The 26,479-nt window shown below is 66.1% G+C and carries 24 protein-coding genes, 3 tRNA genes and 1 pseudogene; 6 read left to right on the forward strand and 22 right to left on the reverse strand.

The genetic code is table 11. The features are described from left to right. From JI745_RS06290 to JI745_RS06315, 6 genes are all read left to right on the forward strand, one after another. The gene (locus JI745_RS06290) at nt 1–708 is read left to right on the forward strand and encodes an MIP/aquaporin family protein (RefSeq protein ID WP_201804697.1); all 708 of its coding nucleotides are present in this window, start codon (nt 1–3) and stop codon (nt 706–708) included. Nucleotides 709–818: 110 nt separating this feature from the next. Continuing rightward, a complete protein-coding gene (locus tag JI745_RS06295; RefSeq protein WP_201804698.1) occupies nt 819–1,298 on the forward strand; it encodes a MarR family winged helix-turn-helix transcriptional regulator in 480 nt (159 codons plus the stop codon). After that, the gene (gene arsN2 / locus JI745_RS06300; protein WP_201804700.1) at nt 1,292–3,166 is read left to right on the forward strand and encodes an arsenic resistance N-acetyltransferase ArsN2; all 1,875 of its coding nucleotides are present in this window, start codon (nt 1,292–1,294) and stop codon (nt 3,164–3,166) included. Before JI745_RS06295 ends, arsN2 begins: the two co-directional genes overlap by 7 nt. Next, nucleotides 3,159–4,391, forward strand: a complete 1,233-nt coding sequence (locus JI745_RS06305; protein ID WP_310738501.1) for an MFS transporter — start codon at nt 3,159–3,161, stop codon at nt 4,389–4,391. Before arsN2 ends, JI745_RS06305 begins: the two co-directional genes overlap by 8 nt. A gap of 54 nt (nt 4,392–4,445) precedes the next feature. Then, entirely contained in the window at nt 4,446–5,036 is a 591-nt protein-coding gene (locus JI745_RS06310; RefSeq protein WP_201804702.1) for a TetR/AcrR family transcriptional regulator, read from the forward strand. An 80-nt stretch (nt 5,037–5,116) separates the two neighbouring features. Continuing rightward, a complete protein-coding gene (locus JI745_RS06315) occupies nt 5,117–5,614 on the forward strand; it encodes a hypothetical protein (RefSeq protein ID WP_201804703.1) in 498 nt (165 codons plus the stop codon). A 44-nt stretch (nt 5,615–5,658) separates the two neighbouring features. Here the strand turns inward: JI745_RS06315 and JI745_RS06320 are convergent. The 22 genes and pseudogenes from JI745_RS06320 to JI745_RS06425 all read right to left on the reverse strand — a co-directional run. Continuing rightward, nucleotides 5,659–5,826, reverse strand: a pseudogene (locus JI745_RS06320) (fumarylacetoacetate hydrolase family protein); the annotation flags it as partial. Between the two features lie 333 nt (nt 5,827–6,159). Continuing rightward, nucleotides 6,160–6,236 (reverse strand) — tRNA-Asp (locus JI745_RS06325). A 38-nt stretch (nt 6,237–6,274) separates the two neighbouring features. Continuing rightward, nucleotides 6,275–6,350, reverse strand: a tRNA-Glu gene (locus JI745_RS06330). Between the two features lie 55 nt (nt 6,351–6,405). Beyond that, a tRNA-Ala gene (locus JI745_RS06335) sits at nt 6,406–6,481 on the reverse strand. Nucleotides 6,482–6,556: 75 nt separating this feature from the next. Beyond that, the gene (gene gltX / locus JI745_RS06340; protein ID WP_201804704.1) at nt 6,557–7,948 is read right to left on the reverse strand and encodes a glutamate--tRNA ligase; all 1,392 of its coding nucleotides are present in this window, start codon (nt 7,946–7,948) and stop codon (nt 6,557–6,559) included. Between the two features lie 7 nt (nt 7,949–7,955). Next, complete coding sequence (gene purF, locus JI745_RS06345) at nt 7,956–9,479, reverse strand: amidophosphoribosyltransferase (RefSeq protein ID WP_201804705.1); 1,524 nt, start codon at nt 9,477–9,479, stop codon at nt 7,956–7,958. Nucleotides 9,480–9,498: 19 nt separating this feature from the next. Further along, a complete protein-coding gene (locus JI745_RS06350) occupies nt 9,499–10,017 on the reverse strand; it encodes a CvpA family protein (RefSeq protein ID WP_201804707.1) in 519 nt (172 codons plus the stop codon). A gap of 11 nt (nt 10,018–10,028) precedes the next feature. Beyond that, complete coding sequence (locus JI745_RS06355; protein WP_201804708.1) at nt 10,029–10,814, reverse strand: SPOR domain-containing protein; 786 nt, start codon at nt 10,812–10,814, stop codon at nt 10,029–10,031. Nucleotides 10,815–10,883: 69 nt separating this feature from the next. Beyond that, complete coding sequence (gene folC, locus JI745_RS06360) at nt 10,884–12,185, reverse strand: bifunctional tetrahydrofolate synthase/dihydrofolate synthase (RefSeq protein WP_201804710.1); 1,302 nt, start codon at nt 12,183–12,185, stop codon at nt 10,884–10,886. A 69-nt stretch (nt 12,186–12,254) separates the two neighbouring features. Further along, nucleotides 12,255–13,127 (reverse strand): acetyl-CoA carboxylase, carboxyltransferase subunit beta, encoded by an 873-nt coding sequence (gene accD / locus JI745_RS06365; RefSeq protein ID WP_201804712.1) that lies wholly within the window; start codon nt 13,125–13,127, stop codon nt 12,255–12,257. Then, on the reverse strand, nt 13,124–13,951 hold the full coding sequence (gene trpA / locus JI745_RS06370; RefSeq protein ID WP_201804713.1) for a tryptophan synthase subunit alpha: 828 nt from the start codon (nt 13,949–13,951) through the stop codon (nt 13,124–13,126). The genes accD and trpA overlap by 4 nt, the downstream gene beginning before the upstream one ends. Next, a complete protein-coding gene (trpB, locus tag JI745_RS06375) occupies nt 13,951–15,195 on the reverse strand; it encodes a tryptophan synthase subunit beta (protein WP_201804715.1) in 1,245 nt (414 codons plus the stop codon). Before trpB ends, trpA begins: the two co-directional genes overlap by 1 nt. A gap of 14 nt (nt 15,196–15,209) precedes the next feature. Next, nucleotides 15,210–15,857, reverse strand: a complete 648-nt coding sequence (locus JI745_RS06380) for a phosphoribosylanthranilate isomerase (protein WP_201804716.1) — start codon at nt 15,855–15,857, stop codon at nt 15,210–15,212. A 7-nt stretch (nt 15,858–15,864) separates the two neighbouring features. Continuing rightward, nucleotides 15,865–16,653 carry a tRNA pseudouridine(38-40) synthase TruA gene (truA, locus tag JI745_RS06385; RefSeq protein WP_201804718.1) on the reverse strand — a complete coding sequence of 263 codons (789 nt, stop codon included), beginning with the start codon at nt 16,651–16,653 and terminating at the stop codon, nt 15,865–15,867. Nucleotides 16,654–16,699: 46 nt separating this feature from the next. Beyond that, nucleotides 16,700–19,354 (reverse strand): FimV/HubP family polar landmark protein, encoded by a 2,655-nt coding sequence (locus JI745_RS06390; protein ID WP_201804725.1) that lies wholly within the window; start codon nt 19,352–19,354, stop codon nt 16,700–16,702. Between the two features lie 306 nt (nt 19,355–19,660). After that, a complete protein-coding gene (gene asd, locus JI745_RS06395; protein WP_201804726.1) occupies nt 19,661–20,794 on the reverse strand; it encodes an aspartate-semialdehyde dehydrogenase in 1,134 nt (377 codons plus the stop codon). Between the two features lie 53 nt (nt 20,795–20,847). Next, the gene (gene leuB, locus JI745_RS06400; protein ID WP_201804728.1) at nt 20,848–21,927 is read right to left on the reverse strand and encodes a 3-isopropylmalate dehydrogenase; all 1,080 of its coding nucleotides are present in this window, start codon (nt 21,925–21,927) and stop codon (nt 20,848–20,850) included. A 16-nt stretch (nt 21,928–21,943) separates the two neighbouring features. After that, nucleotides 21,944–22,588, reverse strand: a complete 645-nt coding sequence (gene leuD / locus JI745_RS06405; protein ID WP_201804730.1) for a 3-isopropylmalate dehydratase small subunit — start codon at nt 22,586–22,588, stop codon at nt 21,944–21,946. Between the two features lie 11 nt (nt 22,589–22,599). Next, entirely contained in the window at nt 22,600–24,009 is a 1,410-nt protein-coding gene (gene leuC / locus JI745_RS06410) for a 3-isopropylmalate dehydratase large subunit (protein WP_201804731.1), read from the reverse strand. 115 nt (nt 24,010–24,124) lie between these two features. Continuing rightward, nucleotides 24,125–25,438: a citrate synthase gene (gene gltA, locus JI745_RS06415; RefSeq protein ID WP_201804733.1), complete on the reverse strand. Its 1,314-nt coding sequence runs from the start codon at nt 25,436–25,438 to the stop codon at nt 24,125–24,127. A 37-nt stretch (nt 25,439–25,475) separates the two neighbouring features. Next, nucleotides 25,476–25,748: a succinate dehydrogenase assembly factor 2 gene (locus JI745_RS06420; RefSeq protein ID WP_201804738.1), complete on the reverse strand. Its 273-nt coding sequence runs from the start codon at nt 25,746–25,748 to the stop codon at nt 25,476–25,478. A gap of 16 nt (nt 25,749–25,764) precedes the next feature. Continuing rightward, a complete protein-coding gene (locus JI745_RS06425) occupies nt 25,765–26,469 on the reverse strand; it encodes a succinate dehydrogenase iron-sulfur subunit (protein WP_201804739.1) in 705 nt (234 codons plus the stop codon). Between the last annotated feature and the right edge of the window lie 10 nt (nt 26,470–26,479).

Consider the following 26,479-nt stretch of genomic DNA (forward strand, 5'->3'; position numbering starts at 1 on the left):
ATGGACCTGCCCCGCAAGCTTGCTGCAGAGGCGCTCGGAACCGCGCTGCTGCTGGCCGTCGTGATCGGTTCCGGCATCATGGCCGAGCGCCTGTCCGGTGGGAATGTCGCCGTCGCGCTGCTGGCCAACACCTTGGCCACGGTGGGCGGCCTCTACATCCTGATCGAGGTCTTCGCCCCCATCAGCGGTGCCCACTTCAATCCGGCGGTCAGCGCGGTGATGGCCTGGCGGGGCGAGCTCCCGGCCGGCGTCCTGGTGCTGTACATCGCAGCGCAGCTCCTCGGCGCCATGCTCGGTGCCTGGCTGGCGCATGCAATGTTCGACATGAGCATCCTCCAGTTCTCGACCAAGCTGCGCACGGGCATGGGCCAGTGGATCGCCGAAGCGGTCGCCACGGCCGGGCTGCTCCTCGTCATCCTGCGCGCGCCCGCTGGCCGCGGTGCAGCCATGGTGGCCTGCTACATCGGCGCGGCGTACTGGTTCACCGCGTCGACCTCGTTCGCCAACCCGGCCGCAGCATTCGGCCGCATGTTCAGCGACAGCTTTGCTGGCATCGCGCCCAGCAGCGCGCCGGGTTTCATGCTGGCCGAGCTGGTTGGAGCGGGCATCGGGGTGCTGATCCACCGTGCCTTGAGCGCGACCGAATCCACAGCGCCCGCGCGCGAGCAGGCGCTGGACACGAGCGCCCAGCAGATCCACGAGGCGTAGCCAACGTGGCTCCGTGAGGGCCGCAACCGTTCTGTCGGTCAGATAGATGCTATTGACAACCATCAAAAGGGAGCCAAACTTGCGCTCATCTAGTTGCTACACACAACCTTATGAAACCCCTCAAGAGCGACGCGGGCGAGATTCTTCGGGAGGTGGCGCGCCTCTACACACGCGCCCAGCGCGTCGTCGCCGATTGCTGCCGCACCACCAACACCCAGTGTCATCTGTTGACCGAGCTCGGCCGAAGCGGCCCGCTACCGCTGTCGGAGTTGGGCACACGAGTGATGCTCGAGAAGAGCTGGGTGTCACGCGCCGTCGATGCGATGGTGGAGCGTGGACTGGTCACCAAGGAGCCGAACCCGCTCGACGCAAGAAGCTGGCTCGTCACGCTCACCGACGACGGCGAGCAAACCGTCCATGACCTGAACGCCACCCTGGACCAGCATGCCGAGCAACTGATGAGTTCTCTCAGCGACGAGGAACGCAAAACGGTCCGGGCCTCACTCCTGATCTTGATGAAGGCCTTGCGCGAAGACACCGCCGCCAATTGCTGCATCGCGCCGGCCAGCAAAAGGGAATCCAAATGTTGACTTCCACTGTGTCTCTTCGCCAGGCCGGCACCGCCGACTGGCCTGCCATCTCAGCGCTGTTGCGCGCCAACAAGCTGCCGTTGGACGGCGCCGAGCAACACCTGCAAACCTTCGTGGTCGCGCACCAGGGCACCGAAGTGATCGGCGTGGCCGGCGCCGAGGTCTACGGCGACGTCGCGCTGCTGCGCTCGGTGGCCGTGGCACCGGGCCTGCACCGCCAAGGCGTGGGCCGCCTGCTGGTGTCGACGGTGCTCGACCAGGCCAGGCGCCGCGGCATCCGCCAGGTGTTCTTGCTGACCACCTCGGCTCCGGACTACTTTCAAGGTTTCGGCTTCTCGCGCGTTGCACGCGACCGTGCCCATCAGGCGCTGAAGGCCTCGGCCGAGTTCCAGGGCGCATGCCCGGACAGCGCCGCGCTGATGGCCCTCACCCTCCACGCCACCCGCCAGCCAGACGGGACCCTTCCGGTCGCCGTCATCGGCGCGGGCCCGGTCGGTCTGGCCGCCGCGGCCCGGCTGATTGAACGCGGCATGCCGCTCATCGTCCTCGAGGCCGGTGCTGGTGTGGGAGCGAGCCTGGTGGACTATGGCCATGTCCGGCTCTTCTCGCCGTGGCGCTACAACATCGACGCCGCCATGTCGGCACTGCTGGAGCCGACCGGCTGGGCACCGCCTGCGCTGGATGACGCGCCGCTCGCCCATGAGATCGTCGATCGGCTTCTCAAGCCATTCGCAGCCTTGCCACAGGTGGCCGAAGCTCTGCACCTCAACACCCGCGTGCAGTCCATCAGCCGCGAGGGCTTCGACAAGGTGAAGAGCGTTGGACGAGAGGCGGCCGCGTTCGTGATCCGGGCATGGCAGAACGGCCACTCCATCGAATTCCGGGCACGCGCCGTGATCGACGCCACCGGCACCTGGTCGACGCCGAACCCGCTGGGGGCCAATGGTCTGCCCGCGATCGGTGAAGCGGAGCTGGCCGACCGCATCTTCTACGGCATCCCCGACGTCCTCGGGCGCGACCGCGCGCGCTACGCCGGCAAACGGACGCTGGTGGTGGGTGCCGGGCATTCAGCAGCCAACGCGCTCCTCGGCCTCGCCGAACTGTCGAACGCCGTTCCCGGCACCCGACTTGCCTGGTCGGTGCGAACGCCCAGCCTCACGCGCGTGTTCGGAGGCGGTGCTGCTGACGCCTTGCCGGCCCGCGGCAAGCTGGGAAGCGATCTCCGTCGGCTGCGTGATCGCGGAGGCCTGGAGTTCCTGAGCGGCCTTCGGATCACGGAGCTGCGGCGCGAGGGGCGGCAGCTGAGCGTGGAAGGCCTCGATGCGCAAGGCCAGGCAGTGCATGTGGCCGGTATCGACGAGATCATCTGCGCCACGGGACAACGCCCCGACCTGACGTTGACGCGCGAACTGCGCCTGAAACTGGACCCGTGGCTCGAGTCCGCAGAAGCCCTGGGGCCGCTGATCGATCCGAACCTGCACAGCTGCGGCACGGTGCGGCCGCATGGCCACCGGGAGCTGGCCCATCCAGAAGCCGGCTTCTATGCCATCGGCGTCAAGAGCTATGGCCGTGCGCCCACGTTCCTGATGGCCACGGGCTACGAACAGGCGCGCTCGGTGGTGGCCGCGCTCGACAATGACCTCGCCGTGGCCGACCGGGTGGAACTCGACCTTCCGGAGACGGGGGTTTGCAGCGTCAGTACCCCGGTGGAGACGACCGCTGGCGGCGGCTGCTGCGGCGGCCCCGCCAAAGCGGACGCCACGGCATGCTGCGCGCTCGATGAGGCCAAGAAGGCGCAGGGCGAAGCCGGATGCGGCTGTGGGGCACCGAAGGCCCGGGTGGAGCCGAAGGTGCGCTGCTGTGGCTGACACGGCGAACGCGCGGTCGACCTGGTGGGTCGTGCTGGGGCTCGGGATCACCCAGATCATTTCCTGGGGATCGATTTACTACGCGTTCTCCCTGCTGATCGACCCCTTGGCCATCGCTGTGGCGGTGGACAAGCCGACGATCGTGGGCGCGTTTTCCATCGCCCTGCTCGTCGCCGGCCTGGCCTCGGCGCCGGTCGGGTCGGCGGTCGACAGACATGGCGGCCGCTGGGTCATGGCCGCGGGCTCCGTGCTGGGGGCAGCCTGCCTTGTGGCGCTCGCGCATGTGCAGTCGGTGGCGCAGCTGTATTCGGTCTTCGTCGGGCTGGGTTTGGCGATGGCGGCCACGCTGTACGACCCTGCCTTTGCGGTGCTTGGGCAGGTCTTTCGCGAAGGGCAACGCAAGGCGATCACCGCGCTCACGCTCTTCGGTGGCTTTGCGAGCACGGTCTTCTGGCCGCTCACACAATGGCTGATTGAAGGTCGCGGCTGGCAAGGTGCCTTGATGGTGCTTGGTCTCCTCAACCTGGTGGTTTGTGCGCCGGTGCACCTGCTCATGCTGTCTGGACGAACGTTGTCCGCCGAAGCCACCGGCGGCAAGCGTCCAGTGGACCGCACCGCACTTCAATCGGTGCTCAGAGACTCCAGGTTCTATTGGCTCTGCCTTGCCTTCACCGGCAACGCCTTGGTGTTCTCGGCGATGTCGGTGCACCTGATCTCGCTGCTGCAGGACAAGGGCCTGACGCTCGCTCAGGCGGCCTGGATTGGTGCGCTCATCGGCCCGATGCAGGTGCTCGGGCGGATCATGGAGTACGTGTTCTTGTCGAAGATTCATCCCGCACGGGTGGGCATGCTGGCCATGTGGCTCCTACCGGTGGCGCTCGCGCTCCTCGCGGTGCTGGGCGGCCAGATGGCGGGCCTGGCAGCTTTTGCGCTGCTCTATGGCGCAAGCAACGGCGTGATGACGATTGTGCGTGGTGCGATTCCAGCCGAGCTGTATGGGCGGGAGAACTACGGCACCGTCAACGGTGCGATGGCGACGCCGGTGCTTGTGGCAAAGGCGGCGGGGCCGATCGCCGCTTCGCTGGTCATTGCGGTGTCGACTGGTGGCTCGGGGCTGGTTTGGCTCCTGGCAGCCGTTGCGGCGGCATCGGCAGGACTCTTCACGTTGACGTTGCGCACTCGCTCGCCGGAACGCGCTGACGTCATCGTGAGGGGACGTTCATGACGATTCCCGATGGTCGCTCTTGATACCTTCCCATCCAACTAGTAGAATGGAGGCATGCTCACCGAAGAACTCTCTCCCAAGGCTCAGGAAATCGCCGCGCGCACGCGGGCCCTGCTCACTGCCGGGGGGTACCACAGCTTCAGCTACGCCGACCTCGCAGCAAAGGTCAACATCACCAAGGCCAGCATTCACCACCATTTCCCGAGCAAAGCCCAACTGGTCAAGACCGTGGTGGTGCAGCACCGCGAACAGATGATGCAGGGCCTGGCCCAGCTGGAGAGCCAGCTCGGCGATCCCGTGGCCACGCTCAACGCCTACGTCGACCACTGGGCCGAATGCATCCGCACCAACGCTCCGCCTTTCTGCATCAACGCCATGCTCGCCACCGAGCTACCGACCGTCCCCGAGGAGGTCGCCGTAGAAGTGCGGGCGCATTTCGAGGGCTTGAGCGACTGGCTCGAGTCAGTGCTCACGAAAGGCGCACGCCGCGGGCGCATCCAGCTCAGACAAGACGCAGCGAGCGAGGCACGCTCGCTGATGGCCGTCGTGCACGGCGCGATGCTCGTCGCACGCGCGCTCGGTGACGCCGGGGCCTTCCACACCGTCGTACAGCCCGCACTCCGCGCGCTGGTCAAGTCGTCCTGACCCACCGGTTCCCTTCGTCCGGCACGGAGCGGAAGTCCGCATTTTGCCCACCCACCCAACCAACTAGTAGATTGTTAATCATGCCAAACTCCCTTTCCACGCTAGGCGTCGCCCACACCCTCATCAGCTTGTTGCCCCTCGGCGCCGGGCTGTACGGCTTCGTCCGCTTCGGCCGAATCCACCCCGGCACAACCTCAGGACGCCTCTACTTGGTCGGACTGGCCCTGTCGGTCGTCACCTCGTTCGGACTCTCCAGCACCGGTGGCCTCAACCCCGGGCATCTGCTGGGCGTACTGGCACTGGTGGCCGCCCTGTCGAGCCTGCTCGTGCCGCAACTCGCCTTCCTAGGAAGGCTGCGCCCGTTCCTGGAGACCCTCGGTCCCTCGTTCAGCTTCTTCCTGCTGCTCGTGCCGGGCACTGTTGAAACGCTCAAGCGCCTGCCTGTTGCGCACCCCATTGCCACCGGCCCGGACGATCCGCTCGTGGGCAAGGCTTTGCTGGCGCTGCTGGTGCTCTTCATCGCCGGATTCGTGATGCAGTGCCGTGCGATCCTGTCGAACCGACAACGCGTCGAGTGACCATCCGGGCGTGGCGACTCGTGCGCAACGCCGGCGAGCGCGCAGAGCTCCAGCAAGGGGCCGGCCTGCTCGGGCAAGGGACCGGAGAGCGTGCCCGTTCCCAGCAGGCCGCCTGGCCGCAGGTTGCAGCCGTTGACCGTGTGGTGTGCCGCCAGTTGGGCAATGGTCCAGTACGCGTCCCGCAGCTTGGAGCAGCTGAGGCGATGCGGCGCTTTTCAGGTGCCGGAGGGTTGGAAGGTTGCGCAAATGCCAAACAGCTCCGCCACCGCGCGCAGCACCCCCGCATGACCGGCTGCCAGCAGTGGTTCGCCCAACGCGCGGCCCGACCACCGCACAACGTGCCGGTCGCAGTCCATCGGCCACCTGCACTCACGGTGTGAACGGGCCGACGGAAGAACTGTGGGTGAACCACCGCATGGGGGTTCGTCCGTTCGGAAACATGCAGCGCAGCTCGGTGGCAAGCCGCTTGCGCGCAACTTCTTCAAATTTTGGAAAATGGCAAAGAAAAACGGGTTAGCACTTTCGCGCTAACCCGTCGATTTCGTTGGCGGAGTGGACGGGGCTCGAACCCGCGACCCCCGGCGTGACAGGCCGGTATTCTAACCAACTGAACTACCACTCCAGATGGCTTCTGCATCTCTGCACAAGCGCCATCAAACTTGGCGTCCCCTAGGGGATTCGAACCCCTGTAATCACCGTGAAAGGGTGGTGTCCTAGGCCTCTAGACGAAGGGGACTTAAACCTTCGCAATCTCTTCCGAGATTCTCTTGAACTGTGCGCCACCGTTTGGTTGGTGGAGGTAAGCGGGATCGAACCGCTGACCTCTTGCATGCCATGCAAGCGCTCTCCCAGCTGAGCTATACCCCCGTGGTCTTTTGCAAAACTTCTGCAAACTTCAACGAGTCACACTGTTCAAGCGAGACCGCGATTATAGACAGAAATTCAGACGCCCTGCAAACGCGAAAGAACGGTGTCTTTGGGGAACAGTTCGAGCACTGCATCGAGCGACGGCGTTTGCGCGCGGCCACACACGAGTACGCGCACGGCATGCGCAAGCTGGGGCATTTTCAGGCCGTGGGCGCCCAACGTTTCCTTGATGGCGGCGGCGATGGCGGGCTTGGCCCACTCGGCGTCTTCAAGCTTGCTGCGCAGTGTAGGAATCGCAGGCTTTACAAGGTCGGTCACGTGGGTTGCCAGGTCTTCGGCGCTGGGCGACACCTCGGCGAAATACATCGCCACCCAGCCGGCCAGTTCGACGGTGGTGCTGCAACGGTCCTTGAAGAGCGGCACCGTGCGGGCCACCGCCGCGACCGACGCCTCTATGCCACGGCGCTTCAACTGGTCCACCACGAGCGATGACAGGCGCTGCTCGTCGATCGTCTTGATGTAGTGCGCATTGACCCAGGCGAGCTTGGCGGCGTCCCATTGCGCCGGGCTCTTCGACAGGTGTGAGCCGTCGAACCATGAGATGAACTGCTCACGGGTGAAAAGCTCTTCGTCACCGTGGCTCCAGCCCAGGCGAGCGAGGTAGTTCAGCATCCCTTCGGGCAGGAAACCGTTCTCCTCGTAGGCCGTGACGCTCACGGCGCCCCGGCGCTTCGACAGCTTCTGCCCGTCATCGCCAAGGATCACCGGCACATGGCCGAACCGCGGCAGCGGCGCGCCAAGCGCGTTGAAGATGTTGATCTGCCAGGGTGTGTTGTTGACGTGCTCGTCGCCGCGGAAGACGTGGCTGATCTGCATGTCCCAGTCGTCGACTACCACCGCGAAGTTGTAGGTGGGCACACCATCGGCACGCATGATGATGAGGTCGTCGATCTCGTGGTTAGAGATCGTGATCGGGCCCTTGCAGAGATCGTCCCAGGTGACGGTGCCATCCTTCGGATTGGCGAAGCGGATGACCGGCTGCACACCCGCCGGGGGCGCGGGCAACACCTTGCCGGGCTCCGGGCGCCAGCGACCGTCGTAGTGGGTCTTCTCACCGCGAGCCTTTTGCGCCTCGCGCATCGCATCAAGTTCGGCGGGCGTGGTGTAGCAACGATAGGCTTGGCCCTTCGCGATCATCTGGTCGACGACTTCTCGATAGCGATCGAGCCGCTTCATCTGGTAGACCGGGCCTTCGTCGTACTCGAGGCCGAGCCACTTCATCGAGGCGAGGATCTGGTCGACGGAGTCTTGCGTGGAGCGTGCGACATCGGTGTCTTCGATGCGCAGAACGAACTCGCCGCCATGGTGGCGCGCGTAGGCCCACGAATAGAGGGCGGTGCGGGCCGTGCCGAGATGCAGGAAGCCGGTCGGCGACGGAGCGATGCGGGTGCGAATCTTTTGGGTCATGCGGTGTTCAGGAACGCTCATTGGCGCTTTGCAGGGCGAGCCGTGTGCGGTCGCTGCCCTCTTCCTCTTCGGGTTGTGACGAGCGCTGCGACGCCATGGCGTCGAAGTCGGCACTGGAGACGTCGCCCGTCACGTAGTGGCCATCGAAGCACGAGGCCTCAAAGCCGCTGAGCTTGCCGTTGAGCGCACTCACCACCTTCTTCATCGCGTCCACATCCTGGTAGATCAGCGCGTCGGCACCGATGAATTCGCGGATTTCCTCGATGCTGCGGTTGTGGGCAATCAGCTCTTCCTTCGTCGGCATGTCGATGCCGTACACATTCGGGAAGCGCACCGGCGGCGCGGCCGAGGCCATGTAGACCTTGCGAGCGCCGGCGTCTCGCGCCATCTGCACGATCTCCTTCGACGTCGTCCCCCGGACGATGGAGTCGTCGACCAGCAGCACGTTGCGCCCCTTGAATTCCATTCCGATCGTGTTCAGCTTCTGGCGCACCGACTTCTTGCGCATGCCTTGTCCCGGCATGATGAAGGTGCGGCCCACATAGCGGTTCTTCACGAAACCTTCGCGATAGGGCTTGCCGATCTTCTGCGCGAGCTGCATCGCCGAGGGCCGGCTCGACTCGGGAATCGGAATCACCACGTCGATCTCGTTTGGGCGGATGGTCGAGATCACGCGCTGCGCCAGCGTCTCGCCCATGTTGAGACGGGCCTGGTAGACGGAGATGCCGTCCATCACGGAGTCGGGCCGTGCGAGATAGACGAACTCGAACATGCACGGGTTGAGCGTCGGCGTCTCGGCGCATTGCTTCGCATGCACTTTTCCCTCGAGGTCGATGAAGATGGCCTCGCCCGGTGCCACGTCGCGCGTCACGGTGTGGCCGGTGCCTTCGATGGCGACCGATTCGCTCGCCACCATCACCTCACGGCCGTCAGCCGTCTGGCTTTCACCGAATATCAGCGGGCGGATGCCGTACGGGTCGCGAAACGCCAGCAATCCATGGCCCGCAATCAGCGCGACCACCGCATAGGAGCCCTTGATGCGTTTGTGGACGGCGCTTACCGCCTTGAAGATTTCATCCGGCGACAGCGGCAAGTCACGTGCGGCCAGCTCGAGCTCATGCGCGAGCACGTTGATCAGCACCTCGGTGTCGCTGGTGGTGTTGATGTGACGGCGGTCGATGGCGAAGAGCTCTTCCTTCAGCGCCAACGCGTTGGTGAGGTTGCCGTTGTGCACGAGCACGATGCCGAACGGCGCGTTCACGTAGAACGGCTGCGCCTCTTCTTCGCTGTAGGCATTGCCCGCGGTCGGGTAGCGCACTTGCCCCAAGCCGACCGGGCCCGGCAGCGCGCGCATGTTGCGCGTGCGGAACACGTCGCGCACCATGCCCCGCGCCTTGTGCATGAAGCACTTGGTGCCCTGCATCGTGACGATACCCGCAGCGTCTTGACCGCGGTGCTGCAGCAGCAGCAGCGCGTCGTAGATCAGCTGGTTGACCGGGCTCTTGGAGATGACACCGACGATGCCGCACATGATCAGAAATCCTTGGGAATCACCGCGCTCCGCCTGACGAGGCCGGGGCGCGGTTCGGAAGATAGGTCGAAAGTTGGGATGGAAGCAGCGGACGCAAGCCGTCCAGTGCCGAATGGAGCCACTGTGCCCCTTGCGAGGCTTGCCAGGCAGGCGATTTCGCGAGCGGCGTGACGGTGATCACAGTCGCCGCCGCCAGCAGCAGCACCAGCCCGCGAAGAAGCCCGAAGGCCGCGCCGAGCGCCCGGTCCGGAAGGCTGAGCGGCGACGCTTGGATGAGGAAGCGCAGCAAGCGCGACACGATGGCCCACAACAGCAGCGCCGCGATGAACAGGACCACGAAGCCCACCGCATGGTTGACCGCCGAGCCGGGCTTGCCGACGGGGATGTGCACCGCAACGTCGGCCGCAAACCAGCGGGCCACGAGATACGCCACCAGCCAGCCGACGAGCGACAGCACTTCGAACACGAAGCCACGCACCATCCCGACGATCACCGAGATCGCCAGGATGCCCAGCATGGCGATGTCCACCCATTGCATGGCCTGTGTGGTCAGAGGGTGTAGACCGCCGAGCTGAGGCCGGCCGACTTGATCTTGGTGGAAGCCTTCTCGGCCTCGTCGCGCGACGCGAACGGGCCGACGCGCACGCGGATCCGCTTGCCGGTGGAGGTCTCGACCACCTGGGTGTAGGTCTTGAGGCCAAGCTTCTCGACCTTCTGGCGCGCTTCGCGTGCCGCCGTGACTTCGGCGAAGGCCCCGACCTGCACGATGAAACGTCCATCGGCGGTCGCAGCTGGCTTGGACGCTGCTGGCTTGCCTTCCAGCAACGCCTGCGCACGCGCGCCTTCGGCAGCCGGCTTGGCTTCTGGCTTGGCTTCTGGCTTGGGTTCCGGCTTGGGTGTGGGCTTCGGCTCGGCGGCCGGCTTCGGCTCCACCGGCTTGGGCTCCGGCTTGACTTCAGGCGCAGGCGTGACGGGCACCGCAGAAGCGGCAGCCACTTCGCGGCCCGCTTCCGCAGGGGTCTCGGTGACGACGGCCGAGGGCGGCGTTGCAGCGGGTGCCCTCGGAGCGGGCGTGGTGCGGACTGGCACAGTCGCAGGTGCACCGCCATCCCTGCGGGCGATCTCGATCGGCGTGTCGCCTGGCAGGGGCCTGGGCTGCGTCTCGAAGAGCAAGGGGAAGCCGATCACGCCCGCCGCGACCAGCACCACCGAGCCGACGAGGCGCTGCCGCGCACGGGTGCGGGCTTGTTGCACCGAATCGGCCGACTCGGGCAGACCCACCGGCCTCACGGCAGGATCGCCAGACTTGCGCTTCAGAAATGACAGCAGACCCATGCAGTGCTGGTTCGAAGTGGCTCGAGGACTGTCGAGCTTCGGGGCCCGCAAGGGCCTGACGGATGCAGATCAGCTGAGGTGCTTGGCAGACAACCGAGGCAGGCCATCTTTGAGCACGCCGCCCACGGTGTAGAACGAGCCGAAGGCCACGATTCTATCAGTGGGGTCCGCAGCAGCGACCGCGGCTCGAAGGGCTTCGGACGGGCTTGCATGCATCGACGTGGTGACCGGTCCTGGGCCTTTCAGCTGCAGCGCACGGTGCAGGTCGGCGAGCTGCTGCGCAGGCGCCGCGCGCGGGATCGGCAGGTCACAGAAGTACCAGTGATCCACCAGCGGCGCCATGCGCGTGAGGATGGCCGCCATGTCCTTGTCGGCCATCACACCGAAGACGGCATGGGTGCGAGGGAAGAAGCCCATCTGGTCGAGGTTCTCGAACAGCGCCCCGACGGCATGCGGGTTGTGGGCCACGTCGAGCACCAGCGTCGGCTGGCCAGGCACGATCTGGAAGCGGCCCGGCAACTCGAGCGTGGCCAGGCCGCTGCGAATCGCCTGAGCGTTGATCGGCAGGCGATCCCGCAAGGCTTCAAACGCCGCGATCGCGCCCGATGCATTGAGCAGCTGGTTCGCACCGCGCAGCGCCGGGTACGCCAGGCCGCTGTAGCGACGGCCTCGGCCGGCCCAGCCCCACTGCTGCTTGTCGCCTGCGAAATTGAAATCGACGCCGATCTGCCAGAGGTCTGCGCCGATGCTCTTCGCGTGGTCGCCCACGCTGGCCGGCGGCACCGGGTCACTGAAGATCGCCGGCTTGCCCGGCCGCATGATCGCGGCCTTCTCGCGGCCGATGGCTTCGCGGTCGGGGCCGAGGTACTCCATGTGGTCGAGCGCAATGCTGGTGATGACGGCGCAGTCGGTGTCGATCACGTTGACCGTGTCGAGCCGGCCGCCGAGGCCGACTTCGAGGATCACCAAGTCGAGCTCGGCCATCGACAGCAGCCGGAAGATCGCGAGACTCGTGAACTCGAAATAGGTCAGCGGCATGTCACCGCGTGCCTTCTCCACCGCCTCGAAGTGCGGCAGCAGATCGCCAGCCGACACCATCGACCCGTTGACGCGGCAGCGCTCTTCGAAGTGCACGAAGTGGGGCTTGATGTAGAGGCCCACCTTGTAGCCGGCGTGGAGGCCGATTGACTCGATCATCGTGCAGGTCGAGCCCTTGCCGTTGGTGCCTGCCACGGTGATGACCGGCACCTTGAAATCGAGGTTCAGGCGGCGCTTCATCTCCTCGCTGCGCGCAAGGCCCATGTCGATGTTCTTGGGGTGCAGGCGCTCGCAGTGGTCCAGCCATTCGGCCAGCGTGGTGGGCAGGGTCATGGGATTGAAGGAGGTTTGGAATGCACAAGGGCGGCCGAGGCCGCCCTTGTCGCGTTGAGGCCGTGACGATCAGGCCACCGCGTCCGCGCTTTGCCGCTGCAGCATGGCGATCGATTTCGCGATGACGGTGCGCAGCTCGCGACGGTCGACGATGGCGTCGATGGCACCGGTCTGCATCAGGAACTCGGCGCGCTGGAAACCTTCAGGCAGCTTCTCGCGCACGGTGTCGGCGATCACGCGCGGGCCGGCGAAGCCGATCAGCGCCTTGGGCTCGGCGATCACCATGTCGCCCATGAAGGCGAAGCTGGCCGACACGCCACCCATCGTCGGGTCGCACAGCACGCTGATGAAGGGCAGCTTGCTCTTCGACAGATGCGTGATGGCCGCATTGGTCTTGGCCATCTGCATCAAGCTCAGCAGACCTTCCTGCATGCGGGCGCCGCCGGTGGCGGTGAAGCTGATGAAGGGCACCTTCTGCTCGACGGCCATCTCGACGCCGCGCACGAAGCGCTCACCGACCACCGAGCCCATGGAGCCCCCCATGAAGTCGAACTCGAAGCAGGCTGCGACCACGGGGATGGTGTGCAGCGCGCCGCCCATCACCACGAGGGCATCGGTCTCGCCAGTGGCTTCCATGGCCTGCTTGATGCGATCGGGGTAGCGCTTGCTGTCCTTGAACTTGAGCGCATCGACCGGCACGACCTCCTGGCCGATCTCGTAGCGGCCTTCGCCGTCGAGGAAGGCATTGAGGCGCGCACGTGCACCGATGCGGTGGTGGTGGGCGCACTTGGGGCAGACGTTGAGGTTCTGCTCGAGGTCGTTCTTGTAGAGCACCGTCTCGCAGGACGGGCACTTGATCCACAAGCCTTCGGGGACGGTGCGCCGCTCGGCCGGGTCGGTCTGCTGGATCTTCGGAGGCAGCAGTTTTTCAAGCCAACTCATGCGGGAACTCCTTTCAGGGAATCGAGGGCCGCGCGGATCTCGGCGATGAACGCCGCGCCGGCGGAAGCGACATTGTCGCGCGTTTGGGTTTCGAGCAGGCTCACGATGCGGGCGCCAATCACGACGGCATCCGAAACTGCGCCAACAGCCTTGGCCGTCTCGGCATTCCGTATGCCGAAACCGACACCGACCGGCACCTTCACGTGGGCGCGGATGCGCGGCAGGTTGTCGGCCACCGACTGGGTGTCGATCGCGCCGGAGCCCGTCACGCCCTTGAGCGACACGTAGTAGACGAAGCCGGTGGCGACCCGGGCGACGTCCTTGATGCGCTGGTCGGTGGAGGTGGGCGCCAGCAGGAAGATCGGGTCGAGGTCTGCCGCTCGCATCTGCGTGGCAAAGGCCTCGCATTCTTCGGGCGGGTAGTCCACGACCAGCACGCCGTCGACACCGGCCGACTTGGCGTCGCGCACGAATGCCCCCTCGCCCGCGCGCTGGTCGTAGCGCTCGATCGGGTTGGCATAGCCCATCAGCACGATGGGCGTGGTGTCGTTGCTGCGGCGGAACTGGCGCACGAACTCGAGCACCTGCGGCATGCCGATGCCCTTGGCCAAGGCGCGCTCGCCGGCGGCCTGGATCACGGGGCCATCGGCCATCGGGTCAGAGAAGGGCACGCCGAACTCGATCACGTCGGCGCCGGCCTTCGCCATCGCCAGCATGACCTCGACCGTTGCGTCGGGGTACGGATCGCCGGCCATCACGTAAGGAATCAGCGCCTTGCGGCCTTGCGCCTTAAGCGCTGCGAACACGGCCTGGATGCGGCTCATCACCTGGCCCCCTTCACCGTGCGGCCGGCCTGCGAGGGGCGGTCGAAGTATTCGGCGCCGGAGAGGTCGGCCACGGTGCCGATGTCCTTGTCGCCACGCCCGGAGAGGTTGACGAGGAGGTGCTGGTCGGGCTTCATCGTCGGGGCCATCTTGATGGCTTGCGCAACGGCATGCGAAGACTCGAGCGCCGGGATGATGCCCTCGGTGCGGCACAGGCGGTGGAAGGCGGCGAGCGCCTCGTCGTCGGTGATGCCGACGTATTCGGCGCGACCGATGTCCTTCAGGTACGCGTGCTCGGGGCCGACGCCGGGGTAGTCGAGGCCGGCCGAGATGGAATGCGTCTCGGTGATCTGGCCGTTGTCGTCCTGCAGCAGGTAGGTGCGGTTGCCGTGCAGCACGCCGGGCGAGCCCTTGCTGAGGCTGGCCGAGTGCTTGCCCGATTCGAGCCCCTGCCCTGCGGCTTCAACGCCGATCAGGCGCGTCTTCTCGTGCTGGATGTACGGGTAGAAGATGCCCATCGCGTTCGAGCCCCCGCCCACCGCGGCGATCACCGCATCGGGCTGGCGGCCGATCTGCTCGGGCATCTGCAGCAGGCACTCGTCACCAATGACGCGCTGGAAGTCGCGCACCATCGCCGGATACGGGTGCGGGCCGGCCACGGTGCCGATGATGTAGAAGGTGTTCTCGATGTGCGTGACCCAGTCGCGCATCGCTTCATTGAGCGCGTCCTTCAGCGTCTTGGAGCCGCTCTCCACCGGCACCACCCGCGCGCCCAGCAAGTGCATGCGGTAGACGTTCGGCGACTGGCGCTTCACGTCTTCGCTGCCCATGTAGACCACGCACTCCATGCCGTAGCGGGCACAGACGGTGGCCGTGGCCACACCGTGCTGCCCGGCGCCGGTTTCAGCGATCACACGCGGCTTGCCCATGCGCTTGGCGAGAAGCGCCTGGCCGATGGTGTTGTTCACCTTGTGCGCGCCGGTGTGGTTCAGGTCTTCGCGCTTCAGGTGGATCTGCGCGCCGCCCAGCTCGCGGCTCAGGCGGGCCGCGTGGTAGACAGGGCTCGGACGGCCGACGAAATGCTTGAGCTCGTGCTCGAACTCGGCGATGAACGCAGGGTCTTTGCGCGCCGTCTCATAGGCGGCATTGAGCTCGTCGAGGGCGTGGATCAGGGTTTCGGCGACGAAAGTGCCGCCATACGGCCCGAAGTGCCCGCGGGCGTCGGGCTGCTGGTAGTTCAACATGGTTGTCTCGCTTTTCAGGTGGCTGAGTCTGCGATGCGCGCATCCGCGTCGCGGACGGCCTCGCAAAACCGGCGGATGGCTGCGGCATCCTTGATGCCTTTGGCAGCCTCGACGCCGGAACTGACGTCAACGGCCGAGGGCCGTACCTGAAGAATCCCTTGGGTCACATTTCCGGCATGCAACCCACCAGACAAAACGACTGGACGGGGCACGTTTGTGGGAATCTGAGACCAATCGAAGACCTTTCCGCTGCCACCATAACCCTCGACATGCGCGTCGAGCAACAGGCCCTGGGCATGGGGATACTGGTGCGCGAAGTCTAGCAAATCGAACCCTGGCGCCATGCGTGCGGCCCGCAGGAAAGGCCTGCCAGCCTCGCGGCATTGGCCAGGCGTTTCGTCGCCGTGGAACTGGAGCATCGCATCCGGGAGGGCCTCGACCACACCCGCCAGTTCACCGGGCGAAGCATTGACGAGCAACACGACCGGTGTGACGAAGGGAGGCAGCCGACTGGCCAGCGCCGCCGCGCGGTCGACCGTCACATGCCGCGGGCTCTTTGGATACAGCACGAAGCCGACGGCATCGGCGCCGGCTTCGACGGCTGCGTCGAGGTCGGCTTCGCGGGTCAGGCCGCAGATCTTGATTCGGGTGCGGGTGCTCATGCGTGGCTCATGCGTGGGGAAGCCAGTCGATCGCCGGCGTGTGGGCCGGCAGGTCCAGGCTGGCATCGTAGTACGGCCCGACAAAGTAGAGCCCTGCCGCCGCAAAGGTCGGCGCCGCGGCATCGCGCGAGCGTGCCGCCAGCACCTCCCGCATCCAGTCTGCCGGCCGCTGCCCGCTGCCGATCGCGACCAGGCAACCCATCATGTTGCGGACCATGTGGTGGAGGAATGCCGAGCCGTCGAAGTCGAAGCGCCAGTAGGCGCCGTGGCGGGCGATGGTGATGGCGCGCAATTCCTTGACGGGAGATGCCGCCTGGCACTCGGCCGAGCGGAAGCTGCTGAAGTCGTGCTCGCCGAGCAGGACCTGGGCAGCGTCACGCATCGGCTCGGCCTGCAAGGCGCGGAACACCCAACCTGCAGCGCCCTGCTCGATGGCCGGCCGGACGGGTGATTCGAGCAACACATAGGTGTAGCGGCGCCCGCGTGCACTGTTGCGAGCATGAAAGCTGTCGTCGACCTCGCGGCACCACTGCACGGCGATGTCAGGCGGCAGGTAGCGGTTGGTCCCTCGGACCCAGGAGAACGGCTCGCGCTCGACCGGCGCGTCGAGGTGCACGACCTGGTTGAGCCCGTGAACACCCGCATCGGTGCGGCCTGCACACAACGTGCGAATCGGCACGGCCGCGAAATGCGACAGCGCCGATTCAAGATGGTCCTGCACCGTGTTGCCACCGGGCTGGCTCTGCCAGCCCGCGTAGGCCTGACCCCGGTATGCGATTCCCAGGGCCAGCCTCATGTCACGCCTGTGCGCCGCCGATCAGCGGCGCGTACTGCCAATGCGGTCAACCCAGCTCGTTGAGCATGGCCTGGGCGCGGTTCTTCACCGCGCCACTCGACTTGGCCACCACTTCCTGCAGCAGGTCTCGCGCGCCTTCCATGTCGCCGATCTGGCGGAATTCCTCCGCCAGCTCGAGCTTGCGGGCGATCGGATCGGCTCCGTCGTCGACCGGCTCGCCCAGGTCGATGGTGCCGAAGTCGTCGGCTGCAGGCGGCGCGGCCTTGGGTTGGGCGATCGTGCTCTCGTCGCCGAGGTCCAGCGAGATGTTGCCGAGGTCGAAGTCCATGGACTGCGAGACAGGTGCCGGAGCGGGCGCGGGCACCGGCGGCAGGTTGAAGCTCATGGCGTCGAAGGCCGGAGCCGCCACCGGGGTGGGCGGAGGCACGGGCACCGGCTGGGTCCGCTCGTCGAGGCGGACGGCAGGTGCAGGCGCGGCATCGGTTGCACCGCCGAGGTCGAGGTCGAGGTCGAGACCACCGCCGCCGGTGGTGTCAAAGCCGCTGCCCGAGTTGCCGCTGGCGCCGAACTCCGACGGCGACGGCAGCACCGATTGCGGCATCGTGCTCGCACCCAGCAGCTCAGCCGCCGGGCGGCCCTCCCCTTCGACCGTGGCCGGCTTGCCACCCGGCTGGTACAGCGGGTTCTCGGGGTCGATCTGCAGGCCGATTTCCTGCGCCTTCGCCCAGTCTTCGCCCTGGCCGCCGGTCAGGCCATACAGCTGGGTGGCCAGGAGCTCGAAGCCCTTGGTGTCGCGGCGCTTGGCGTAGACCTCCAGCAGCTTGGTCCGGATGGCGAGACGCTCGGGGCTCGCGCGCATCGCTTCCTTGAGGATTTCCTCGGCCTGCAGGTCGCGGCCATAGGCGAGGTACACGTCGGCTTCCGCCACGGGGTCGACATCGCCAATGGCGTCGAGCTGGCTCAGCGAGTAACTCATCGACGACGAGGTGCCGCCGGCATCACGCGTGTCGATGCGCTGGCCACCGCTGGCGCCGAAGAACGAGTCGGGCTGCAGGCGGCTCTCGAGGAACGAGGTTTCGCCACTGTCCTTCTTCGCACGCTTGGTGAAGCGGTAGATGCCGAAGCCTGCTAGCAGCGCGATCAGCGCGGCGCCAGCCGCGAGCACGAGCGGGTTGTCTTCCAGCAGCGAGGCAAACAGGCCCGGCGGCTCGGCCGCTGGGGCGGCTGCGACCGGCGGACGCTGAGCGGGACTTGGCGCTGCGACCATCGGTGCGCTGGCTGCTGCGACGCTCGCAGCCGACGCGGCAGCAACCACGGCCGGTGCAGACGCCACTGCCGGAACAGAGGCCGGCGCAGACGCAGGCGCTGCGGCCACCACGGGAGCCGGCGCCGGAGGCGGCGGGGGCGGCGCCACCGGGGGAGGAGGCGGAGGTGGGGGCGGAGGCGGCGGAGGGGGAGGCGGCGGCGGTGGGGGCGGCGGAGCCACCGGCTTGGCCGGTGCCACAGGCGGTGTCGGCACGGTGACCGGCGGCTTCACCGCAGGCGCTTGTGCCGTCGTCGTCGGAGCCGGCGCAGCGGCCCTGCCACCGGCTGCCGCCGAGGCGCCGGAGAGCTTCTTCAACTCTTCGACGTTCTTCGAGAGCTCGGCCACACGAGCGCTGGCCTCCTTCTTCTCCCGCTCTCTCGACAGACGGTCTTCAGGGGCGGAAGCCCTGCCCGAAGCGGAGCCCTTGCTCAAGGTGAGCTTGTCGGGCGCGGGGGCAGCAGACGCCTTGCGGTCTTCAACCGACGACTCGACCTTGCCACCCGCCTGACGCGACGGCGCGTCGGCCGGCGCCGCGGGCGCCGCAGACGCGAGGCGCTGGCGATAGGTGCCGAAATCGGCGCTTTGCGCCTGGATGAGCTGGCGCGCCTCGGCGGGCGTGATCGCCTTGGCGGAGTCCGCCGACGGCACGCTCAGCACCACGCCCGACTTCAGCCGGTTCATGTTGCTGTTGACGAACGCATCGGGGTTGGCCTGGTACAACGAAGCCAGCATCTGGTCGAGCGAAACGCCGGGGCGCTGGGTGCGGCCGGCGATGCGCGAGAGCGTGTCGCCTGGCTTCACCTTGTATTCATCGGCGCCCACGGCATCACCGGAGGGCGCTGCCGACGGCGCACGCGTGACAGCGGGCTTGCGGGGCTCGGCAGGCTCAGCCGATGGGGCGGCAGCACGCGTCGAGGGGGCCGGCGAGGTGCGGCGGACGGGCTCGGACGAAGGCGCAGAGGCCGGCGCTGCAGGCGCCGGGGTCATCACCGGCGAGGTGGTGGGTGCTGGCGGCACCGGTGCGGCCGCGACGCGCGTCGACGGCGGGTCCATCAGCAAGGTGTATTCGCGGACCAGGCGGCCGGTGGACCAGGTGAGCTCGAGGATCACGTCCACGAAGGGCTCTTGCACCGCGCGGTCGCTCGACAGCACCAGCACCTGACGCCCGTCGGGACGGCGCTGAAGCACGACCTGCGTGCCCGGGAGCACCGAGTTGTAGTCGACGCCAGCGGCGCGGTACGACTCGGGAGGTGCGACGCGGACGTTGAAGTTCGACGCCTCCTCTGGCGTGAGGCTGGTGACCTCGATTTCCGCCTTCAAGGTTTCGCCCAACGACGACTGCACGTTCAGGCGCCCCAGGCCGAGCGCTTGCGCGTTCGAGGCGATGAGGCACATGGCGGCGAATGCCGCTCCGGTCAGAGCGAATCGCCCTGTGTACAGCGAGTTTCTTTTCAAGGCGTCTCCCAATAGGAAGGGGGTGGAACCGAGCGAGCCCCACTGCTTTCGGAGTTGTTGTTGACGCGAGCCACGGGCTTTCTGGGCGCTTTCAACCGGTAAAGGTAGAAATCACAATAACATCAACGAGATACAAAGACAAGCTCATGCTTTGCCTGACGTTCGCCGGCAAAGCCGTTCAAAGGGTTCTGGAGCAGGCCCCTGTGGCGGTTCCACAACGCGGCACAGGAGCCTGGTTTCATCGCGTCACGCGTCGAGCAGGATGCGCAGCATGCGGCGCAGCGGCTCGGCCGCGCCCCACAGCAGCTGGTCACCGATGGTGAAGGCGCCGAGGTATTCCGGGCCCATCGCCAGCTTGCGCACACGCCCGACCGGGATGGTCATCGTGCCGGTCACCGACACCGGCGTCAGGTCGCGCAGGGTGTCTTCTCGGGTGTTGGGCACGAACTTCACCCAGGCGTTGTCGTTGCGGATCATGGCTTCCACGTCCGCCAGCGGCACGTCCTTCTTGAGCTTGAAGGTCAGCGCCTGGCTGTGGCAGCGCATCGCGCCCACGCGCACGCAGAAGCCGTCGACCGGCACCGCGGGCGTGCCGAAGCCTTCGCCCATGCCCATGATCTTGTTGGTCTCGGCCATGCCCTTCCACTCTTCCTTGGACATGCCGTTGCCCAGGTCCTTGTCGATCCAGGGAATCAGGCTGCCACCCAGCGGCACACCGAAATTGGCCGTCTCGGCTTCGGTCAGGCTGCGCTGCTTCGCGATGACCTTGCGGTCGATCTCGAGGATGGCGCTCTTCGGGTCGTCGAGCAGGGCCTTCACCTCGGCGTTGAGCGTGCCGTACTGCGTGAGCAGCTCGCGCATGTGCTGGGCACCACCGCCGGACGCCGCCTGGTAGGTCTGGGTGCTCATCCACTCGACGAGGCCGGCCTTGTACAGCGCGCCCACGCCCATCAGCATGCAGCTCACGGTGCAGTTGCCGCCGATCCAGTTCCTGCCGCCCTTGGCGAGCGCGTTCTTGATCACCGGCATGTTGACCGGGTCGAGGATGATGATCGCATCGTCCTTCATGCGCAGCGTGGAGGCGGCGTCGATCCAGTGGCCGTTCCATCCGGCGGCGCGCAGCTTGGGGAACACCTCGGTGGTGTAGTCGCCGCCCTGGGCGGTGATGATGATGTCGCAGCGCTTGAGCGCGTCGATGTCGAAACCATCCTTCAACGTGGTCTCGTTCTTCGCCTGTGCGGGCGCCTTGCCGCCAACGTTGCTGGTGCTGAAGAACACCGGCTCGATCAGCGCGAAGTCGTTCTCCGCCTGCATGCGGTCCATCAGGACCGAACCCACCATGCCTCGCCAGCCCACCAGGCCGACCAATCTCGTAGCCATCTTGATTCCTATCGTCTGTGAAAGTGTTTGATCTGAAAACGCGGGAGCCCTGATCAGCCCTGCGCTTTCAGATGGGCGACCACAGCGTCGCCCATCTCCTTCGTGCCGACCTTGGTGGTGCCGGCGCTGTAAATATCGGCGGTGCGCAGGCCTTTCGCCAGCACCGCCTGCACGGCGGCCTCGATGCGTTGCGCTGCGGCTTCCTGATTCAAGCTGAAGCGCAGCATCATCGCGGCCGAAAGAATCGTCGCCAGCGGGTTCGCGATGCCCTTGCCCGCGATGTCGGGCGCAGAACCGTGGCTTGGCTCGTACAGGCCCTGGTTCTTCGCATTGAGCGAGGCCGAGGGCAGCATGCCGATCGAGCCGGTGAGCATGGCGGCCTCGTCGCTCAGGATGTCGCCGAACATGTTGCCGGTGACGATCACGTCGAGCCGCTTCGGCTGCTTCACGAGCTGCATCGCGGCGTTGTCGACGTACATGTGCTCCAGCTCCACGTCGGGGTACTGGGCGTGCACCTCGGTCACCACGTCGCGCCAGAACTGGAAGGTCTCGAGCACGTTGGCCTTGTCGACGCTCAGCACCTTCTTGTTGCGCTTGCGGGCTGCCTGGAACGCGACGTGCGCGATGCGCTCGATCTCCGGGCGCGAGTAGCGCATGGTGTCGAAGGCTTCGTCCGCACCCTTGAACGCGCCATCGGGCGACTGGCGGCGGCCGCGCGGCTGGCCGAAGTAGATGTCGCCGGTGAGCTCGCGGATGATGAGGATGTCGAGGCCCGCCACGATCTCGGGCTTGAGCGAGGACGCATGCGTGAGCTCTTCGTAGCAAATCGCCGGGCGGAAGTTGGCGAAGAGCTCCAGGTTCTTACGCAGCCCGAGAATGGCCTGCTCGGGCCGCAGCGGGCGGTCGAGCTTGTCGTACTTCCAGTCGCCGACGGCACCGAACAGCACCGCGTCGGCTTCCTTCGCGAGCTTCAGCGTGTGCTCGGGCAGTGGGTGACCGTGCGCCTCGTAGGCGGCACCGCCAACCTTGGCCTCTTCCATCTCGAACTTGAGGTCGAGGCAGGCGAGCGCCTTCAGGGCCTCGGCCACGATTTCGGTGCCGATGCCGTCGCCGGGCAGGATCGCGATCTTCATGTTGTGGTCGTCAGGGTCAGATGGTCTTGGCGAGCCAAGGCTTGGTCAGCAGGCGTTCGGCCTCGAAGGCCTTGATCTTGTCGGCATGGCGGAGCGTGAGGCCGATGTCGTCGAAGCCATTGATCAGGCAGTACTTGCGGAAGGGCTCGATGTCGAACGGGATCTCCGCGCCATCGGGCTTGGCCACGACCTGGCGCTGCAGGTCGATCGTGAGCTGGTAGCCGACGAAAGCGTTGACCTCGTCGAAGAGCTGGTTGATCGCCGACTCGGGCAGCACGATCGGCAGCAGGCCGTTCTTGAAGCTGTTGTTGAAGAAGATGTCGGCGTAGCTCGGCGCCAGGATGGCGCGGAAGCCGTACTGGTCGAGCGCCCATGGCGCGTGTTCGCGAGAGGAGCCGCAACCGAAATTCTGGCGGGTCAGCAGAATCGAGGCGCCCTGGTAGCGCGGCTGGTTCAGCACGAAGTCGGGGTTGGGCTTGCGCGTCGACGGGTCCTGACCCGGTTCGCCATGATCCAGGTAGCGCCATTCGTCGAACAGGTTCGGACCGAAACCCGACTTCTTGATCGACTTCAGGAACTGCTTCGGGATGATCGCGTCGGTGTCGACGTTCTCGCGGTCGAGCGGTGCGACCAGGCCCTTGTGGAGCTTGAAGGCTTGCATGGTCTTGGTCCTCAGGCGATGCGACGCACGTCGACGAAGTGGCCTTCGATGGCGGCCGCGGCAGCCATCGCCGGGCTCACGAGGTGGGTGCGGCCACCAGCGCCCTGGCGCCCTTCGAAGTTGCGGTTGGAGGTGGACGCACAACGCTCGCCCGGCTCCAGCCGGTCGGCGTTCATCGCGAGGCACATCGAGCAGCCCGGCTCGCGCCACTCGAAGCCGGCGGCGGTGAAGACCTTGTCCAGGCCTTCCTTCTCGGCCTGCTCCTTCACGAGGCCCGAGCCCGGCACGACCAGCGCGAGCTTCACATTCGACGCGATGCGCTTGCCCAGGCGCTTCACCACGGCCGCGGCCTCGCGCATGTCTTCGATGCGCGAGTTGGTGCACGAGCCGATGAAGACCTTGTCGATGCGGATGTCGGTGATCGGCTTGTTCGGCTCCAGCGCCATGTAGGTCAGCGCGCGTTCCATCGCGCCGCGCTTGTTGGCGTCCTTCTCGCGATCGGGATCGGGCACGCGGTCTTCGATCGACAGCACCATCTCGGGCGAGGTGCCCCAGGTGACCTGCGGGCGGATCTCGCTGGCGTCCAGCTCGACCACGCGGTCGAACTTCGCATCGGCGTCGGAATGCAGCGTGCGCCAGTAGGCGATGGCCTGCTCCAGCACCACACCGGTCGGCGAGAACGGCCGGCCCTGCACGTAGCTGATGGTCGTCTCGTCGACCCCGATCAGGCCGGCGCGCGCCCCCGCCTCGATCGCCATGTTGCACACCGTCATGCGGCCTTCCATGCTCAGCGCACGAATGGCCGAGCCGGCGAATTCGATGGTGTAGCCGGTGCCGCCGGCGGTGCCGATCTTGCCGATGATGGCGAGCACGATGTCTTTCGCGCCGCAGCCCTTGGGCAGCGTGCCTTCGACCTTGATCAAGAGGTTCTTGGCCTTGCGCGCCAGCAGCGTCTGCGTGGCCAGCACATGCTCGACTTCGCTGGTGCCGATGCCATGCGCCAGCGCACCGAACGCGCCGTGCGTGGAGGTGTGCGAGTCACCGCAGACGACCGTCATGCCGGGCAGCGTGGCGCCCTGCTCCGGGCCGATCACGTGGACGATGCCCTGGCGCTTGTCGCTCATCTTGAACTGCGTGATGCCGACGCGGTCGCAGTTCTTGTCGAGCGTCTCGACCTGCAGGCGCGAGATCGGGTCGGTGATGCCGTGCGACCGGTCGGTGGTCGGCACGTTGTGGTCGCTGACGGCGAGGTTGGCCGAGATGCGCCAGACCTTGCGATTCGCCAGGTCCAGGCCTTCGAAAGCCTGCGGGCTCGTCACTTCATGGACGAGATGGCGGTCGATGTAGAGGACGGCGGTGCCGTCTTCTTCGGTGTGGACGACGTGCTCGTCCCAGATCTTGTCGTACAGCGTGCGTCCCATGATGGCTCTCTGGCTGGGGAAAACCGCGGAAAAGAGTGAGATTTTAGGCGCCCAGAAGCAAAAACCCCGGCCTGAAGGCCGGGGTCTGCGTGCAAAGCGAGCGCTTTTCCGGCGTTCAGGCGCGTTGCGAAATGGGTTTCACGTCGCGCGCGGTCGCACCGACGAATAGCTGGCGGGGGCGGCCGATCTTGTACTCGGGGTCCGAGATCATCTCGTTCAGCTGGGCAATCCAGCCGACCGTGCGGGCGAGCGCAAAGATCGCGGTGAAGAGGCTCACCGGGATGCCGATCGCGCGCTGCACGATGCCGGAGTAGAAGTCGACGTTCGGGTAGAGCTTGCGGGCGACGAAGTATTCGTCTTCCAGCGCGATCTTCTCGAGCGCCATCGCCAGCTTGAACAGCGGGTCGTTCTGCAGACCGAGCGCGCCCAGCACTTCGTGGCAGGTCTCGCGCATCAGCTTGGCACGCGGGTCGTAGTTCTTGTAGACCCGGTGGCCGAAGCCCATCAGCTTGACGTTGGAGTTCTTGTCCTTCACCTGCTTGATGAACTCGCCGATCTTCTCGACGCCGCCCATCTTCTGCACGTCTTCCAGCATGTTGAGCGCCGCTTCGTTGGCGCCGCCGTGGGCGGGGCCCCAGAGGCAGGCCACGCCGGCCGCGATGGCAGCGAACGGGTTGGTGCCCGACGAGCCGCACAGGCGCACGGTCGAGGTGGAGGCGTTCTGCTCGTGGTCGGCGTGCAGGATGAAGATGCGGTCCATCGCGCGCACCAGCACGTCGTTCGGCTCGTACTCCTCGCACGGGGTGGCGAACATCATGCGCATGAAGTTGCCGGCGTACGAAAGGTCGTTGCGCGGGTAGATGTAGGGCTGGCCGATGCCGTACTTGTAGGCCATGGCCACGAGCGTCGGCATCTTGGCGATCAGGCGGATCGCGGCGATTTCGCGGTGCTGCGGGTTATTGATGTCGGTGCTGTCGTGATAGAAGGCCGACAGGGCCCCCACCAGGCCCGTCATGACCGCCATCGGGTGGGCGTCACGCCGGAAGCCGCGCAGGAAGAACTGCATCTGCTCGTTGACCATCGTGTGGCGGGTGACCGTCTTCACGAAGTCGTCCTTCTGCGTGGCGTTGGGCAACTCGCCCTTCAGCAGCAGGTAGCAAGTCTCGAGGTAGTCGCAGTGGGTGGCCAGCTGCTCGATGGGGTAGCCGCGGTACAGCAGCTCGCCCTTGTCACCGTCGATGTAGGTGATGGCGGACTGGCACGAGGCCGTCGACAGGAAGCCGGGGTCGTAGGTGAACTTGCCGGTCTGGGCGTACAGCTTGCGGATGTCGATCACATCCGGGCCCACGCTGCCCTTGTAGACGGGCAGTTCCATGGCAGGGCTGCCATCGGAGAACGACAGGGTGGCTTTCACGTCTGAGGGGATCATGGGCGTTCCTTAATGAGAGTCTTGGAAATCACACGGCTCAGTGTTGTGGGCTGTTGCGCATCAGCCTGAGCACTTCGAATACTTCGTCTCGCTGCAACTCGCCTTCGGGCTCCTTGCGGGCCAGCAGCAGGTCCAGCAGGTCGTTGTCCGACAGGTCCATCAACGCCAGCAAACCTTGGGCCTGCCCTTCGGTGATGGCGGTTCCCTGTCGCTTGAAGAAGCGCTCGACGAAGAGGTCGTTCTCCAGCAGCCCGCGGCGGCAGCGCCAGCGCAGCTTGGAGAGGGCCCGTTCGTCGATCAGGGTCTGCATGTCGGATCAGTGTGGATCAAACGGCGCGGCGGACCATCAGTTCCTTGATCTTGCCGATCGCCTTGGTCGGGTTCAGGCCCTTCGGGCACACGTCGACGCAGTTCATGATGGTGTGGCAGCGGAACAGGCGGTACGGGTCTTCGAGGTTGTCGAGACGCTCGCCGGTGGCCTGGTCGCGGCTGTCGGCGATGAAGCGGTAAGCCTGCAGCAGGCCAGCCGGGCCGACGAACTTGTCGGGGTTCCACCAGAAGCTCGGGCAGCTGGTGGAGCAGCTCGCGCACAGGATGCACTCGTACAGGCCGTTGAGCTCTTCACGCTCTTCGGGCGACTGCAGGCGCTCCTTCTCGGGCGGCATGCTGTCGTTCACCAGGTACGGCTTGATCGAGTTGTACTGGGTGAAGAACTGCGTCATGTCCACGATCAGGTCACGGATGACCGGCAGGCCGGGCAGCGGCTTCAGGATCACGACATCCGGCAGCGTGCGCATGTTGGTCAGGCAGGCCAGGCCGTTCTTGCCGTTGATGTTCATCGCGTCCGAGCCGCACACGCCTTCGCGGCACGAGCGGCGGAAGCTCAAGCTGGGGTCGACCGCCTTCAGCTTCATCAGCGCGTCGAGCAGCATGCGTTCGGAGCCGTCGAGTTCGACCTCGATCGTCTGCATGCGCGGCTTCGCGTCGGTGTCGGGGTCGTAGCGGTAGATCTGGAAAGTTCTCTTGGTCATGTCTGTTCCT

Source organism: Piscinibacter sp. HJYY11, assembly GCF_016735515.1.
In the GTDB taxonomy this organism is placed as follows: Bacteria; Pseudomonadota; Gammaproteobacteria; order Burkholderiales; family Burkholderiaceae_C; genus Rhizobacter.